Source organism: Roseburia hominis (genome assembly GCA_040702975.1).
In the GTDB taxonomy this organism is placed as follows: Bacteria; Bacillota; Clostridia; order Lachnospirales; family Lachnospiraceae; genus Allocoprococcus; species Allocoprococcus hominis_A.
In genome coordinates this window covers 2,403,581-2,417,804 of sequence record CP159990.1, presented here as the reverse complement: position 1 = coordinate 2,417,804, position 14,224 = coordinate 2,403,581, and the positions used below count along the sequence as shown (strand labels likewise).

At 48.2% G+C, this 14,224-nt stretch carries 8 protein-coding genes and 1 tRNA gene; 1 reads left to right on the top strand and 8 read right to left on the bottom strand.

Annotation, left to right across the window (positions count from 1 at the left end; genetic code table 11):
- Positions 1-5 precede the first annotated feature (5 nt).
- The 4 genes from polA to ABXS75_11120 all read right to left on the bottom strand — a co-directional run bounded on the left by polA (position 6) and on the right by ABXS75_11120 (position 5,109).
- Entirely contained in the window at positions 6-2,621 is a 2,616-nt protein-coding gene (gene polA / locus ABXS75_11135; GenBank protein XCP83634.1) for a DNA polymerase I, read from the bottom strand.
- Positions 2,622-2,683: 62 nt separating this feature from the next.
- A tRNA-Leu gene (locus ABXS75_11130) sits at positions 2,684-2,766 on the bottom strand.
- Between the two features lie 111 nt (positions 2,767-2,877).
- Complete coding sequence (locus ABXS75_11125) at positions 2,878-4,161, bottom strand: diaminopimelate decarboxylase (protein ID XCP83633.1); 1,284 nt, start codon at positions 4,159-4,161, stop codon at positions 2,878-2,880.
- Between the two features lie 114 nt (positions 4,162-4,275).
- A complete protein-coding gene (locus ABXS75_11120; protein ID XCP83632.1) occupies positions 4,276-5,109 on the bottom strand; it encodes a hypothetical protein in 834 nt (277 codons plus the stop codon).
- A gap of 225 nt (positions 5,110-5,334) precedes the next feature.
- On the opposite strand from ABXS75_11120, the gene ABXS75_11115 reads away from it, so the two are divergent.
- Positions 5,335-9,576, top strand: coding sequence for an acyl-CoA dehydratase activase-related protein (locus ABXS75_11115; protein XCP83631.1), 4,242 nt, complete (start codon positions 5,335-5,337; stop codon positions 9,574-9,576).
- A gap of 61 nt (positions 9,577-9,637) precedes the next feature.
- On the opposite strand, the gene upp is transcribed toward ABXS75_11115, so the two are convergent.
- From upp to gpmI, 4 genes are all read right to left on the bottom strand, one after another.
- A complete protein-coding gene (upp, locus tag ABXS75_11110) occupies positions 9,638-10,267 on the bottom strand; it encodes a uracil phosphoribosyltransferase (GenBank protein ID XCP83630.1) in 630 nt (209 codons plus the stop codon).
- Positions 10,268-10,565: 298 nt separating this feature from the next.
- Positions 10,566-10,955: a tetratricopeptide repeat protein gene (locus ABXS75_11105; GenBank protein XCP83629.1), complete on the bottom strand. Its 390-nt coding sequence runs from the start codon at positions 10,953-10,955 to the stop codon at positions 10,566-10,568.
- A gap of 65 nt (positions 10,956-11,020) precedes the next feature.
- The gene (locus ABXS75_11100) at positions 11,021-12,310 is read right to left on the bottom strand and encodes an aminotransferase (protein ID XCP87140.1); all 1,290 of its coding nucleotides are present in this window, start codon (positions 12,308-12,310) and stop codon (positions 11,021-11,023) included.
- Between the two features lie 149 nt (positions 12,311-12,459).
- On the bottom strand, positions 12,460-13,998 hold the full coding sequence (gene gpmI / locus ABXS75_11095) for a 2,3-bisphosphoglycerate-independent phosphoglycerate mutase (protein ID XCP83628.1): 1,539 nt from the start codon (positions 13,996-13,998) through the stop codon (positions 12,460-12,462).
- Positions 13,999-14,224 lie beyond the last annotated feature (226 nt).

Here is a 14,224-nt window from a genome sequence, read left to right as displayed (position 1 = left end):
TTACCCTATTTTGCCTCGTACCAGTTTTCACCGGTATGCATATCGATTTCCAGCGGAACGTCAAGGCTTGCCGCCTGTTCCATACAGTTCTTCAGGATCGTCTTCACCTCTTCTGCTTCCTCTTTCCAGGTCTCGATCAAAAGCTCATCATGAACCTGAAGTACCAGTCTGGATCTCATCTGCCGCTCTCTAAGCTCCTTGTCTACACGGATCATGGCAATCTTCATGATATCTGCCGCCGTCCCTTGGATCGGTGCATTCATCGCCACCCGTTCCCCGAACTGCCTCTGCATGAAATTGCTGGAAGCAAGCTCCGGCACCGGGCGCCGTCTGCCGAACAAGGTCACCACATAGCCCATTTCTTTCGCATGCGCGACCGTATCGTCAAGGAAACGCTTTATTCCCGGATACGTCTCAAAATACCGCTCTATATATTCCGCCGCTTCCTTCCGGGTAATACTAAGATCCTGGCTCAGTCCGAACGAACTGATACCATAGACGATTCCAAAATTCACAGCCTTCGCATTTCTTCTCTGAAGCGGAGTCACCTCCTCAAATGGCGTGTGAAATACCTGAGACGCCGTGATCCGGTGGATATCCTTCGCCTCCCTGTATGCCTGGATCAGTTCCTTATCGCCGGAACAATGCGCCAGCACGCGAAGCTCGATCTGCGAATAGTCGGCGTCCAAAAAGACATATCCCTCCTCCGGGATAAAGACCTTCCGGATAAGCCGGCCGAGCTCCATACGCACCGGGATATTCTGCAGGTTCGGTTCTGTACTGCTGATCCGCCCGGTAGCCGTGATCGTCTGGTTGAATTTCCCGTGAATCCGGCCATCTTCTCCGATAAATACGGCCAGTCCGTCCGCATAGGTCGATTTTAATTTGGTAAGCTGCCGGTATTCCAGGATCTTGGACACTACGGGATAATCCGGTGCCAGTTTTTCCAGCACGTCCGCCGCAGTCGAGTACCCAGTCTTCGTTTTCTTTCCGCCCTTTAAGCCCATCTTTTCAAATAAGATGACGCCAAGCTGCTTGGGCGAATTAATATTAAAGGTCTCCCCGGCCAGCTCATAGATCTCCTGTTCCAACAATGCAATCCGGCCGCCAAGCTGTTCGCCGTAGATTTTCAATGCCTCCGCTTCGACCCTCACTCCGCTTCTCTCCATGTGATACAGGGTAAATACCAACGGCATCTCTATTTTGGCAAAAAGTGTCCACATTTCCTGTGTACGCAGCTTCTCCTCCAGTACAGGGACCACAGCAAATGCCGTGTAGGCCTCATAACACGCCCTCACTTCCTGATCTGCCTTTGCGTCAATGACAAATCCCAAATGCTCCTGCGCCACATCGTCATATGTGTAATCATTTTTTAACGGATTCAGAAGATAGGCGGCCACTGTCGCATCGAAACAGTTCCCTTCCCGCTCTTCGGAAATGGTCAGGCAGGAAAGCGCCTGTTTCAGATCGAACATGACAAAACATGCCACCCGCGCCGCCAGTTTTTCTAGCTCTGCAAGCAAATATTCGATGGTAAGATCTCCGCCCTCAGAAAAGCAATAGACCTCTTCTTTGTCAAATGCAACCGCAATGCCTCCAAGTCCGGCACTGTTTGCAAAAAGCGGCAGAACATTCCGGGTATCCTTATAGATAGCTGCACCGATACGTTTGGCACCCGCTGCCTTTGCAAAAATTTCTTCGGCCTGTTTTTTCTTTTTCACGATGACGAAACAATCCTCCAGGGCGTTCTCCGTCTTGACATCGAACCGGCCCAGAAGATTCTTGAACTGCAGTCTCTGGAAAAAGGCGTATGCCTCTTCCGTATATAGATTCCCTAACTTCGCACTGGCAAGATCATGCGCTACGTCTGCCTCCACATTGATCGTGGCCAGGACCTTGCTCATCTTCGCCTGTTCCCAGAATTCCACCAGATTCTTAGATGCGCGCGGCGGCTTAAGCTCTGCGGCGTGCTCATAGGCATTCTCAATGGAGCCATACTCCGCGATGATCTTCGTGGCTGTCTTCTCTCCGATATTCGGCACACCCGGAATATTGTCGGAGGTGTCACCCATAAGGGCCTTTACGTCGATAAATTCTTTTGGCGTGACCTGATATTTTTCCTTCACATCTTCTGCATAGTAATTCTCGATCTCCGTACCTGTCCGCTTCGTCTTCGGTATCCGTATCTCGACACGGCTCGTCGCAAGCTGCAATAGATCCCGGTCGCCGGAAATAATCACCACATCCATACCGGCCTGTTCACATCTCCTTGAAAGCGTCCCCAGAATATCGTCCGCCTCCAGTCCTGCCTGCTCAATGGTCACGATTCCCATGGCATGGAGCACTTCTTTCATAATGGGAACCTGTTCCCGAAGTTCTTCCGCCATCGGCTTTCTTGTGCCCTTATATTCCGCGTACATCTCATGCCTGAAGGTGGGCGCATGGACGTCGAACGCCACCGTCAGATATTCCGGTTTCTCCTCCTCTAAAATCTTGAACATGATATTCAGAAATCCATATACCGCATTGGTATGGAGTCCTTCCGCATTTGTAAGATCCGGCAGGCCATAAAAGGCCCGATTCAATATACTGTGACCATCAATCAATACAATTTTACTCATGCTGTTATTCCTTTCCCTATACAAAAGACCTTGTAAACACCATGTCTACAAGGTCTTATTACTGCCGGCGGCGGGACTTGAACCCGCACGTGGTTGCCCACAACAGATTTTGAGTCTGCCTCGTCTGCCATTCCGACACGCCGGCTTATCACGAACCGAAAATAATTATACCATATCTTTCCCCGGTTCGCAAGTCTTTTTTACGTTTCTCCTGATTTTTTTATTATTTCTTTTTTATCTCACGGGTACGTTTTCCCTATTCCGGCATATATTTCTTCAATTCTTCATAGACCGGGAACTGGTCAAATGTCGCAAAATAATCCATCGGTGTTTCCGCTCTTCGGATCAGCTTCGCAGTCCCGTCTTCCTGGAGAAGAACCTCCGCGGAGCGCAGCCTTCCGTTATAGTTATATCCCATGGAGAATCCGTGGGCTCCTGCATCATGAATTACAAGAAGATCGCCCATATCGATTTTCGGAAGTTCTCTGTCAATGGCGAACTTGTCATTATTCTCACATAGAGACCCCGTAACGTCATAAACATGATCCAGCGGCGCGTCTTCCTTTCCCATCACCGTGATGTGATGGTAGGCGCCGTACATCGCAGGACGCATCAGATTCGCCGCACAGGCGTCTACGCCGATATACTCCTTATGCGTGTGTTTTTCATGGATTGCCTTGGTTACCAGGCAGCCATATGGTCCCAGCATAAAACGTCCCAGCTCCGTGTAGATCGCCACGTCGCCCATTCCCGCAGGTATCAATACTTCCTCGTATACCTTGCGCACGCCCTCACCGATCACTTTGATGTCGTTCGGCTCCTGGTCCGGTCTGTAAGGAATTCCGATTCCACCCGACAGGTTAATGAACTTAATATGTGCTCCCGTCTCCTTCTGGAGCTTCACTGCGACCTCGAACAGGACCTTCGCAAGCGTCGGATAATATTCATTCGTCACGGTATTACTGGCAAGGAAGGCATGAATGCCAAACTCCTTCGCCCCCTTCGCTTTCAGGATCTTGAAGGCTTCAATGATCTGCTCCGTGGTCATACCATACTTGGCATCGCCCGGATTGTCCATGATACTGTTGGAAATCTTAAAAAGTCCTCCCGGATTGTACCGGCAGCTGATCGTCTCCGGAATCTTCCCGATCGCCTCCTCTAAAAAATCAATATGTGTGATATCATCGAGATTGATGATTGCGCCTAACTGATCCGCAAGCTGATATTCTTCCTTCGGCGTATCATTCGATGAAAACATGATCTCATGACCGTTTACACCGACCGCATCGGAAAGCATCAGTTCTGTATAGGAAGAACAATCACATCCACAGCCCAGCTCATGCAAAAGCTGTAGAATGTATGGATTCGGAGTTGCCTTTACTGCAAAGTATTCTTTATAGCCCTTGTTCCAGGAAAATGCCTCCTGTAAAGCCTTTGCATTTTCACGGATTCCTTTCTCATCATAGAGGTGGAACGGCGTGGGGAACTTACTTACGATCTCCTCCAACTGTTCTTTTGTTACAAATGGTGTCTTCTTCATGTCTGTCTTTCTCCTCTCATTCTCATTTGCAGCCTTCATTTATTTTTCACTCCCGTCCGCATAGGTAACGGATTTTACACGAATATTCATGCACCTTCAAAGCAGGATCCTCTTTTATTTTACATGCGTATGCGTGAACAAATGATCCTGACAATATTCATAATTCCCATTACATTTTGAACAATAACGGAATTCCAGATTCGGATCGTCCAGCTCTGTTCTTCCGCACACTGCACATTTATGCCTCGCGCCGCCCTCGTACCGGTTTACCGGTCTTTGGATCTCCCTGTGAAACTGCTTCTTGCGTGCGATCTCCTTCGGACGATACGGCTGCATATTGCGATTAAACAAAAAGAATATAATAAAATTCAAAAGGGAAGCGATGATGATGATGCGGATAATCAGATTACCATTCACCATATCAATCAGCAAAAGGGCTACGTCCAGATACGCCAGCCACTTCATCTTAATCGGAATAAATCCCCAAAAATAAAGCTGCAGATCCGGCATCAAAGCCGCACATGCAAGGAAAATGGAAAGGTTGATGTAATAAGTACTGAACAGTCCACCCAGTCCGATCACCCCGCCGGTCAGCAGATACACAAGCACCGCACCGATGATGGTAAAAATCATTCCCGAGAAAATATATACATTATAGCGGAACGCCCCCCAGGTCCTCTCCAGCGTCGTACCCAGAGAATAGTAAAGAAGCAGCATAAATATGACGAATATGATATTCGTCTGAGGCGGTATGATCACCCAGCTGATCAGCCTCCAGACCTGTCCTTTCAGAACCAGTCCGATCTCCAGTGTAAAATAGCTTAAAAGCGCCGGCATCGTCTGGCTCAGCACAAATCCTACTATATAGCAGACAATCAGATACAGTGTCAGATTCCTGACCGCATACCGTCCGAACTTTCTTTCCATCTTATCCAACCATTTTTTCATACAATAATACTTTCTCCTTCATTTTATGCTGATATTGTAAGCCTTGCACGCCATATTTGTCAACCAGAAGAAAAAGTTAAAATACCTTGAAGTTCCATTTGTATTTTATCACATTCTGTCGTATAATGAATGCGATTGTGGAATAGCTAAATCCACATTTAATAGGTAGAAACAATACTGAAAAGATACATTTGTTTAGTAATAGTTTGACAAGGAGATTAATGTATGAGTAAAACAGAACTATATACTCTGGGAATCGATATCGGATCGACTACCGTAAAGATTGCTGTTCTTGACAGCGAGAATGATGTCCTTTTTTCCGACTACGAACGGCATTTTGCCAATATTCAGGAGACCTTATCCGATCTGTTAGGCCGCGCCATCTATAAGCTCGGCCCTGTTCGGGTATCCCCCATGATCACCGGTTCAGGCGGACTCACCCTGGCAAAGCATCTGGGAGTTCCCTTCGTTCAGGAAGTGGTGGCCGTTTCCACCGCGCTGCAGGACTATGCTCCGCAGACGGATGTTGCCATTGAGCTTGGCGGAGAAGACGCCAAGATCATCTATTTTGAGAACGGAAATATTGAACAGCGCATGAACGGCATCTGTGCCGGCGGCACCGGATCATTTATCGACCAGATGGCATCCCTTTTACAGACGGACGCCACGGGGCTCAACGCCTATGCCAAGAATTACAAGGCGCTTTATACCATTGCGGCCCGTTGCGGAGTATTTGCCAAATCTGATATCCAGCCTCTGATCAATGACGGGGCTACGAAGGAAGATCTGGCTGCTTCTATTTTCCAGGCGGTCGTCAATCAGACAATCAGCGGATTGGCCTGTGGAAAACCGATTCGCGGACATGTGGCCTTTCTTGGAGGACCCTTACATTTTCTTCCTGAACTTCGGGAAGCGTTCATTCGCACCTTAAAGCTGGATGATGAACATATTATTGCGCCCAAATATTCCCACCTGTTCGCGGCAGTCGGCTCTGCGCTCAACTCCCCCCGGGAAGTGATCACTACACTACGCGATATGCAGAACCAGCTTGCCGCTCATATCCAGATGGATTTTGAAGTGGAACGCATGGAGCCTCTTTTTTCCAGCGAAGCGGATTATCAGGAATTCAAGAATCGTCACGCCAAACACCAGGTCCCGGTAAATGACCTGGCCTCCTACCGCGGCAACGCTTATCTGGGAATCGATGCAGGAAGCACGACGACCAAGGCCGCTCTGGTCGGCGAGGACGGAACGCTCCTCTACTCCTTCTATCATGGAAATGACGGAGATCCGCTCGGCACGACACTTTCTGCCATTAAGGATATTTACAGCAAACTGCCGGAAGGCGTCAATATCGTACACTCCTGCTCCACCGGATACGGGGAAGCGCTTATCAAGGCCGCACTTCTTCTCGACGAGGGCGAGGTGGAGACCGTGGCGCACTACTATGCCGCCGCCTATTTTGAACCGGAGGTGGACTGCATCCTGGATATCGGCGGACAGGATATGAAATGTATCAAGATCAAGAATCAGACGGTAGACAGTGTGCAGCTCAACGAGGCCTGCTCTTCCGGCTGCGGTTCTTTCATCGAGACCTTTGCCAAATCCCTGAATTACAGTGTACAGGATTTCGCTCACGAGGCCTTATTTGCAAAGCACCCCATCGACCTGGGAACCCGTTGTACCGTATTTATGAACTCCAAGGTAAAACAGGCGCAAAAAGAAGGCGCGGAAGTCGCAGACATTTCCGCAGGCCTTGCCTATTCTGTCATCAAGAATGCGCTGTTCAAAGTAATCAAGGTTTCCGATGCCTCTGAGCTGGGCTCACGGATCGTCGTGCAAGGCGGAACCTTCTATAACGACGCCGTTCTGCGGAGTTTTGAAAAAATAGCAAACTGCAAAGCAATCCGTCCCGACATTGCCGGAATCATGGGCGCCTTCGGTGCGGCCCTGATTGCGCGGGAGCGCTATGGCTTTAAAGAATGTAAGAATACTACCATGCTTTCCATCGATGAGATCAATGCGCTGGAATATACGACGACCATGTCCAAATGTAAAGGCTGTACCAACAACTGCCGTCTGACGATCAACAAATTCAGCGGTGGACGCCGTTTCATCTCAGGAAACCGCTGTGAGCGTGGTCTGGGCAAGGAAAAGACAAACAGTAACATTCCCAACCTGTTTGCATGGAAGAACGAGCGGTATTTTGGATATGAGCCGCTTTCTGCTGAAAAAGCTGCCCGCGGCACGGTGGGAATCCCGCGAGTTTTAAACATGTATGAGAACTACCCGTTCTGGTTTACCTTCTTTACCAAACTGGGATACCGGGTGGTACTCTCTCCGGCTTCCACCCACAAGATTTATGAACTGGGTATCGAATCCATACCCAGCGAGTCTGAATGCTATCCTGCCAAGCTCGCACACGGGCATGTGCAGTGGCTGATTAATCAGGGCGTGGACTTTATCTTCTATCCCTGTATCCCGTATGAGCGGACGGAATTTGCCGATGCGGATAACCATTACAACTGCCCTATCGTAACGTCCTATGCGGAAAATATCAAGAATAATATGGACCCAATCGTCCATGGTGAAGTGGATTTCATGAATCCATTTTTGGCACTGACCAATGAAGAGGTTGCCTCTGAGGGTCTGGTACGGGAATTTACTACCGGGCGAAACATACCCGCTTCTGAGGTCAAAGCCGCTGCCCACGCGGCCTGGGAGGAGCTTAGCGCCTGCCGCCAGGATATCCGCGAAAAAGGCGAGGAGACCCTTGCCTATATGGAAAAGACGGGAACCCGCGGCATCGTTCTGGCCGGGCGTCCATACCACTATGATCCTGAGGTAAACCACGGCATTCCGGAACTGATCACCGCCTATGGAATTGCAGTTCTGACCGAGGATTCTATTTCTCACCTGAATCCGGTGGAGCGGCCGTTGATCGTTATGGACCAGTGGATGTATCATTCCCGACTGTATGCGGCAGCCAACTATGTCAAGACGCGCGACGACCTGGATCTGATCCAGCTCAACTCCTTTGGATGCGGCCTCGATGCGGTGACCACCGATGCAGTCTCCGACATTTTGACTGGTTCCGATAAGATTTACACCTCTCTCAAAATAGACGAGGTAAATAACTTAGGTGCGGCGCGTATCCGTATCCGCTCTCTCATCGCCGCCATCAGAGTGCGTGAACAGAGAAATATAAAACGCGAGATTCACCCCGCGTCCATTGAAAAAATAGCATTTACAAAAGAAATGCGTGATACATACACCATCCTTTGCCCGCAGATGTCGCCGATTCATTTCAGCCTCATCGAGCCGGCATTCAGGCAGGCCGGATACAAGATCGAGGTTCTGAAAAACGACAACAAAAATGCGGTAAATGTTGGTCTGAAATATGTGAATAATGACGCCTGCTATCCCTCTCTTATCGTGGTGGGACAGATCATGGAAGCCATTCTTTCCGGCAAATATGATACCGACCATCTCGCCGTGATCATAAGCCAGACCGGAGGCGGCTGCCGTGCTTCCAACTACATAGGCTTTATCCGACGGGCGCTTAAAAGAGCCGGATATGGCCATATTCCGGTCATCTCCATCAACTTAAGCGGACTGGAGAGCAATCCGGGATTCAAGATTACTCCGAATCTGATCTTCAAGGGTATATACGGACTGGTTCTTGGTGACTTGTTCATGCGGTGCCTGTACCGTGTCCGTCCTTACGAGGAAGCTTTGGGCTCCGCGAATGCGATGCACAAAAAATGGGAACAGAAGGCTATAGAATTTATTACAAAGAAGCGCCAAAGCCGAAGCGAATTTAAAAAACTCTGCCGCGACATTGTTGCTGATTTTGACTCTCTTCCCCTTCGCGATGTGAAGAAACCGAGAGTCGGTATCGTCGGAGAGATCCTTGTAAAATTCCTTCCGGCAGCCAACAACTATCTGGTTGAGCTTTTGGAGCAGGAGGGCGCCGAGGCGGTGGTACCGGATCTTCTGGACTTCTTCCTGTACTGCTTCTACAATACGAACTTTAAAGCGGAGCATCTCGGTATGAAGAAATCCTCAGCCCGCAAGGCAAACCTCGGAATCGCCGCACTGGAATGGTTCCGAAAGCCTGCTGTAGACGCACTAAAGGCCAGCAAACGGTTCGATCCGCCGTCACACATCGATCATCTGGCTTCCATGGCAAAAGAGATCGTCTCTCTCGGAAACCAGACCGGAGAAGGCTGGTTCCTTACCGGCGAGATGCTGGAATTAATTCAAGATGGTGCCCCGAACATCGTGTGCACGCAGCCATTTGCCTGCCTGCCGAACCATGTGGTAGGGAAAGGGGTTATCAAGGAGCTTCGTCGGCGTCACCCCGAATCCAACATCGTCGCCATCGACTACGATCCGGGTGCCAGCGAGGTAAATCAGCTCAATCGTATTAAACTGATGCTTTCTACGGCTTATAAGAAGATGTAACCGAGATGAACGTCCACTGGCCCTTCACTTAGATATACTTGGCAATAAAAAACTTTTACAATTATTTCGTTCCAAAAATACGGTCTCCGGCATCTCCGAGTCCCGGACAGATATATGCGTTCTCATTCAATTCCCGATCCACATGTCCCACATAAATCTGCACATCCGGATGTGCTTCATGCAGCCTTTTAATACCTTCCGGCGCACCGATGATCGCCATAAATTTGATATTTTTTCCTCCATGCTGCTTAATGAAATCAACCGCTGCAACAGCTGAGCCTCCCGTCGCAAGCATCGGGTCCGGTACGATGATCAGTCTCTCGGAAATCGCAGCCGGCAATTTGCAAAAATACTCATGCGGTTCATGTGTCTCCTCATCCCGATACATACCGATATGTCCTACTTTTGCAGACGGAACCAGCGTCAGAATTCCATTCACCATGCCAAGTCCTGCTCTGAGGATCGGAACGATTGCGAGTTTTCGCCCGGAAATCATCGGCGACATGCAGGTTTCAATAGGAGTCTCAATCTCCACATCCTGCGTCGGCAGGTCGCGCAGTGCCTCATATCCCATCAGCATGGCAATCTCTTCCACCAATTTACGGAATTCATTCGTACCGGTGTTTTTATTTCTTAGAATTGATATTTTATGCTGAATCAAAGGGTGTTCTGATACCATTACATTATCCATAAGTAAGTCCTCCTCTGTCATAGAGCAGCGTTCTCTCTCGCCACTCTTTTTTTATTTTAGCACAATCCGTCTTTCCACGCAATTGCTACACAAAATATAACTCTTGATTTTTCTATTTTAGGCATTTTCGCTCATTGTCATCAGAACTCCAGCGTGCTATGTCCATCCAAATATCCTCGCGGAGCGTTTTTTCTTTCATAGGGCGCATTTACTTATGAAAAAAACAAACTGTATCAGACCAGGCATCTTCCATCCCTTTTCTGATACAGTTTGCAATTGCTTTTTTACAAAATAATTATCAATATTCAATCCCTAATGCAAGACATTTCTCAATTCCTTCAGGGCTGTCATTTTGAGCTGCCTTCACATACCAGGCTTTTGCCTGTTCCAAGTCTTTTTCTGTTCCGATTCCCTCTTCATAAAACTCGCCCAGATTATTTTGCGCATCTCTGTCGCCATGCTCCGCCGCCCGCTTCGTCCACAGAAATGCCTCATTCTCATTCCTCTCGACGCCCAGGCCGCTATAATAGAACCAGCCTATCTGACATTCAGCCAGCGGATACCCTTTCTTGGCAAGTTTCATATGCTCCTGAAAGCAAGTCACATAATCGCCCGTTTTATAGTATTTTTCAATGAACTCATTGCACTGCTTTAGTTCCTCACATGGTTCATAATAATTCTTTGTCATAAGGAATTGCCCTTTCTTGTTATTCCATCAGCTGCCAGCACGCGGCATGATTTCTCCTCACCGTACTACGCCATCTCGCCAAGCAACTTATCGATACTTACCAGCTTCACGCTGAGCACGAACACCCTTGCCGCAACTGCCAGTTCTTCCGGCGTCGGGAAGGACGGTGCGATTCGAATATTACTATCTTTCGGGTCCTTTCCATACGGGAACGTTGCGCCTGCGCCGGTCATAACAAGCCCTGCCTCTTTTGCCTTTGCCACGATTGCTTTCGCACAGCCTTCCATCGCATCAAACGAAATGAAATATCCTCCTCTCGGTGCCAGCCAGGAACCGATTTCCAGTCCCCCAAGTTCTTCCTCAAGCACGGTCAGGACCGTCTCAAACTTCGGGCGAAGAATGTCGGCATGTTTCTTCATATGCTGTACCATTCCGTGAATATCTCCGAAAAAACGCACATGACGAAGCTGGTTGAGTTTATCATGTCCAATAGTCTGGATTGACATCATCTTACGAATCTCTTTTAAGTTATTATCTGACGCCGCAATCGCTGCAATACCGGATCCCGGAAAACTAATCTTGGAGGTGGAACCGAACTTATATACCATGTCCTGATGTCCCTCTTTCTTACACTCCATCAAAATCTCGATCAGATAATCCTGCTTATCCTCATATAAATGATGAATTCCGTAGGCATTATCCCAGAAAATACGGAAATCCTCTGCCGCCGGATTCAGCTTGGCAAAACGGTGCACCGTCTCATCTGAGTAAGTGATTCCCTGCGGATTGGAGTATTTCGGTACACACCAGATTCCCTTGATCGCCGGGTCGCTCTCCACCAGTTTCTCCACGATATCCATATCCGGTCCATTTTCCGTCATCGGAACATTGATCATCTCAATGCCAAAATGCTCTGTGATCGCAAAATGCCGATCATAGCCCGGTACCGGACACAGGAATTTGACTTTGTCGAGCTTCGCCCAGGGCGTGCTGCCCATAATTCCGTGTGTCATGGCACGTGCCACAGTATCGTACATCACATTCAGGCTGGAATTTCCAAAGATGATAATATTGTCCTTCGGTACTTCCATCATATCAGCAAAAAGCTGTTTTGCCTCTTTAATTCCATCTATTACACCATAGTTCCGGCAGTCAACGCCTTCCTCACAGACCAGGTTCGTATCACTTCCCAGAACATCCATCATTCCCATAGAAATGTCAAGCTGCGCCTTGGAGGGTTTTCCTCTGGACATATCCAGTTTCAGACCTTTACCTTTCACATCCTCAAACTCTTTTTCTAATTCTGCTTTCAGCTCCAGCAGCTCTTCTCTGCTCAAATCCTTATACGCCGTCATCATCAGACCTCCCATTTTTACTCACTGTATGATAGTATATCCGACAAATGACATTCCGTCAACAGATTCCTGCATTTTTCTTGTTATATTATAGAATTTTTGGCGTTATATGGTATAAATTTGAATCTCATAAATCTTTTTTATTCATTTTATCTCTTGATAAGCAGGGATTCTCCTGTCATCTCAGCAGGTTTTTCCATACCCATCAGTTCGATCAGGGTCGGAGCGATATCTGCAAGGCAGCCGCCTTCTCTCAATCCATATCCCTCTGCATTTATCAGAATAAACGGTACCGGGTTGGTCGTATGCGCTGTAAACGGAGCGCCGGTCTCCTCGTCGATCAGCTGCTCTGCATTTCCGTGATCCGCACAAATGAACATCTGGCCGTTCACCTCTTTGATCGCCTCTACCGCTTTTCCCACGCACTCGTCAACTGCTTCGACAGCCTTGATCGCAGCCGCCTCAACGCCGGTATGCCCTACCATATCCGGGTTCGCAAAGTTGATGATGATTACGTCATACTTGTCAGATTTGATTGCCTCGACCAGTTTGTCACACACCTCGTATGCGCTCATCTCCGGCTTCAGATCGTAGGTTGCGACCTTCGGAGATTTTACGAGGATACGATCCTCGCCCTTATTCGGTTCTTCCACGCCACCGTTGAAGAAGAACGTAACATGCGCATATTTCTCCGTCTCAGCGATCCTTGCCTGTGTCATATTGTGACTTGCCAGAAACTCGCCAAATGTATTGGTGATCTCTGTCTTCACAAATGCAACGGATTTGTTCGGAATCGTAACGTCGTACTCGGTAAAGCATACATAAGTGGTCTTTACCCTCTGACCTCTTTCAAATCCAGTGAACTCGTCATCGCAGAATGTTCTGGTGATCTCTCTTGCACGGTCCGGGCGGAAATTGAAGAAGATAATGGAATCGCCATCTTTGATCATCGCTGTCGGAGCGCCGTCTTTTAACACAACTGTCGGAAGAACGAACTCATCTGTCTCTCCCTTATCATAGGACTGCTGAACAGCCTGTACTGCACTTTCTGCCGTCACGCCTTCGCCGTCTACCAATGCGCGATATGCCTTCTCCACACGATCCCATCTATTATCACGGTCCATCGCATAGTACCGTCCCATCACACTCGCAACTTCACCGACGCCGATCTCGGCCATCTTGTCCACCAGCTCCTGCACATAATCCTTACCGGATGCCGGCGGAGTATCACGTCCGTCCAGGAAGCAATGAACATATACCTTGGATAAGCCTTCTCTTTTTGCCAGTTCAAGAAGTCCGTAAATATGCGTATTGTGACTATGCACGCCGCCGTCGGAAACCAATCCATACATGTGGAGTGCGCCGCCGTTTTCCTTTGCATTCCTACAAGCCTTCAAAAGCTCCGGATTCTCGAAGAAATCTCCGTCCTCGATTGCTTTGGTAATCTTGGTAAGATCCTGATACACAATGCGGCCGGCACCCATGTTCAGATGTCCTACCTCAGAGTTTCCCATCTGTCCATCCGGAAGTCCCACGAAAAGTCCGCTGGCGTTTCCTTTTACAAAGGGACACTCTTGCATCAATTTATCCATAACCGGGGTCTTACCTTCTGCAACCGCATTCCCGGCTGTCTTGTCATTCAATCCGTATCCATCCAAAATCATTAAAACCGTTGGTTTTTTGCTCATCTGTCCTACACTCCTTTTTATTTTATAATCAGGGCTAATATACTAACTTTTTACTGCTCTGCTTTCCTATTTTACATGATTTTATTTGTACTTGCAATAGATTGTAGAATATTTGACAAATTCCCCAACTCCCCCATTCCCTCAACGAATTATTTTTGACACGCAAAAACGGTTGACTTGTAGATTTTATATGCTATATACTAGGAATAGTTATTATTTTAATTTA

Bases quoted from the DNA above. Each gene is read 5' to 3' on its own strand.
- ABXS75_11120 (XCP83632.1), bottom strand. From the start codon at position 5,109: ATGAAAAAATGGTTGGATAAGATGGAAAGAAAGTTCGGACGGTATGCG.
- upp (XCP83630.1), bottom strand. From the start codon at position 10,267: ATGGATAATGTAATGGTATCAGAACACCCTTTGATTCAGCATAAAATA.
- gpmI (XCP83628.1), bottom strand. From the start codon at position 13,998: ATGAGCAAAAAACCAACGGTTTTAATGATTTTGGATGGATACGGATTG.
- ABXS75_11100 (XCP87140.1), bottom strand. From the start codon at position 12,310: ATGACGGCGTATAAGGATTTGAGCAGAGAAGAGCTGCTGGAGCTGAAA.
- ABXS75_11115 (XCP83631.1), top strand. From the start codon at position 5,335: ATGAGTAAAACAGAACTATATACTCTGGGAATCGATATCGGATCGACT.
- polA (XCP83634.1), bottom strand. From the start codon at position 2,621: ATGAGTAAAATTGTATTGATTGATGGTCACAGTATATTGAATCGGGCC.
- ABXS75_11105 (XCP83629.1), bottom strand. From the start codon at position 10,955: ATGACAAAGAATTATTATGAACCATGTGAGGAACTAAAGCAGTGCAAT.
- ABXS75_11125 (XCP83633.1), bottom strand. From the start codon at position 4,161: ATGAAGAAGACACCATTTGTAACAAAAGAACAGTTGGAGGAGATCGTA.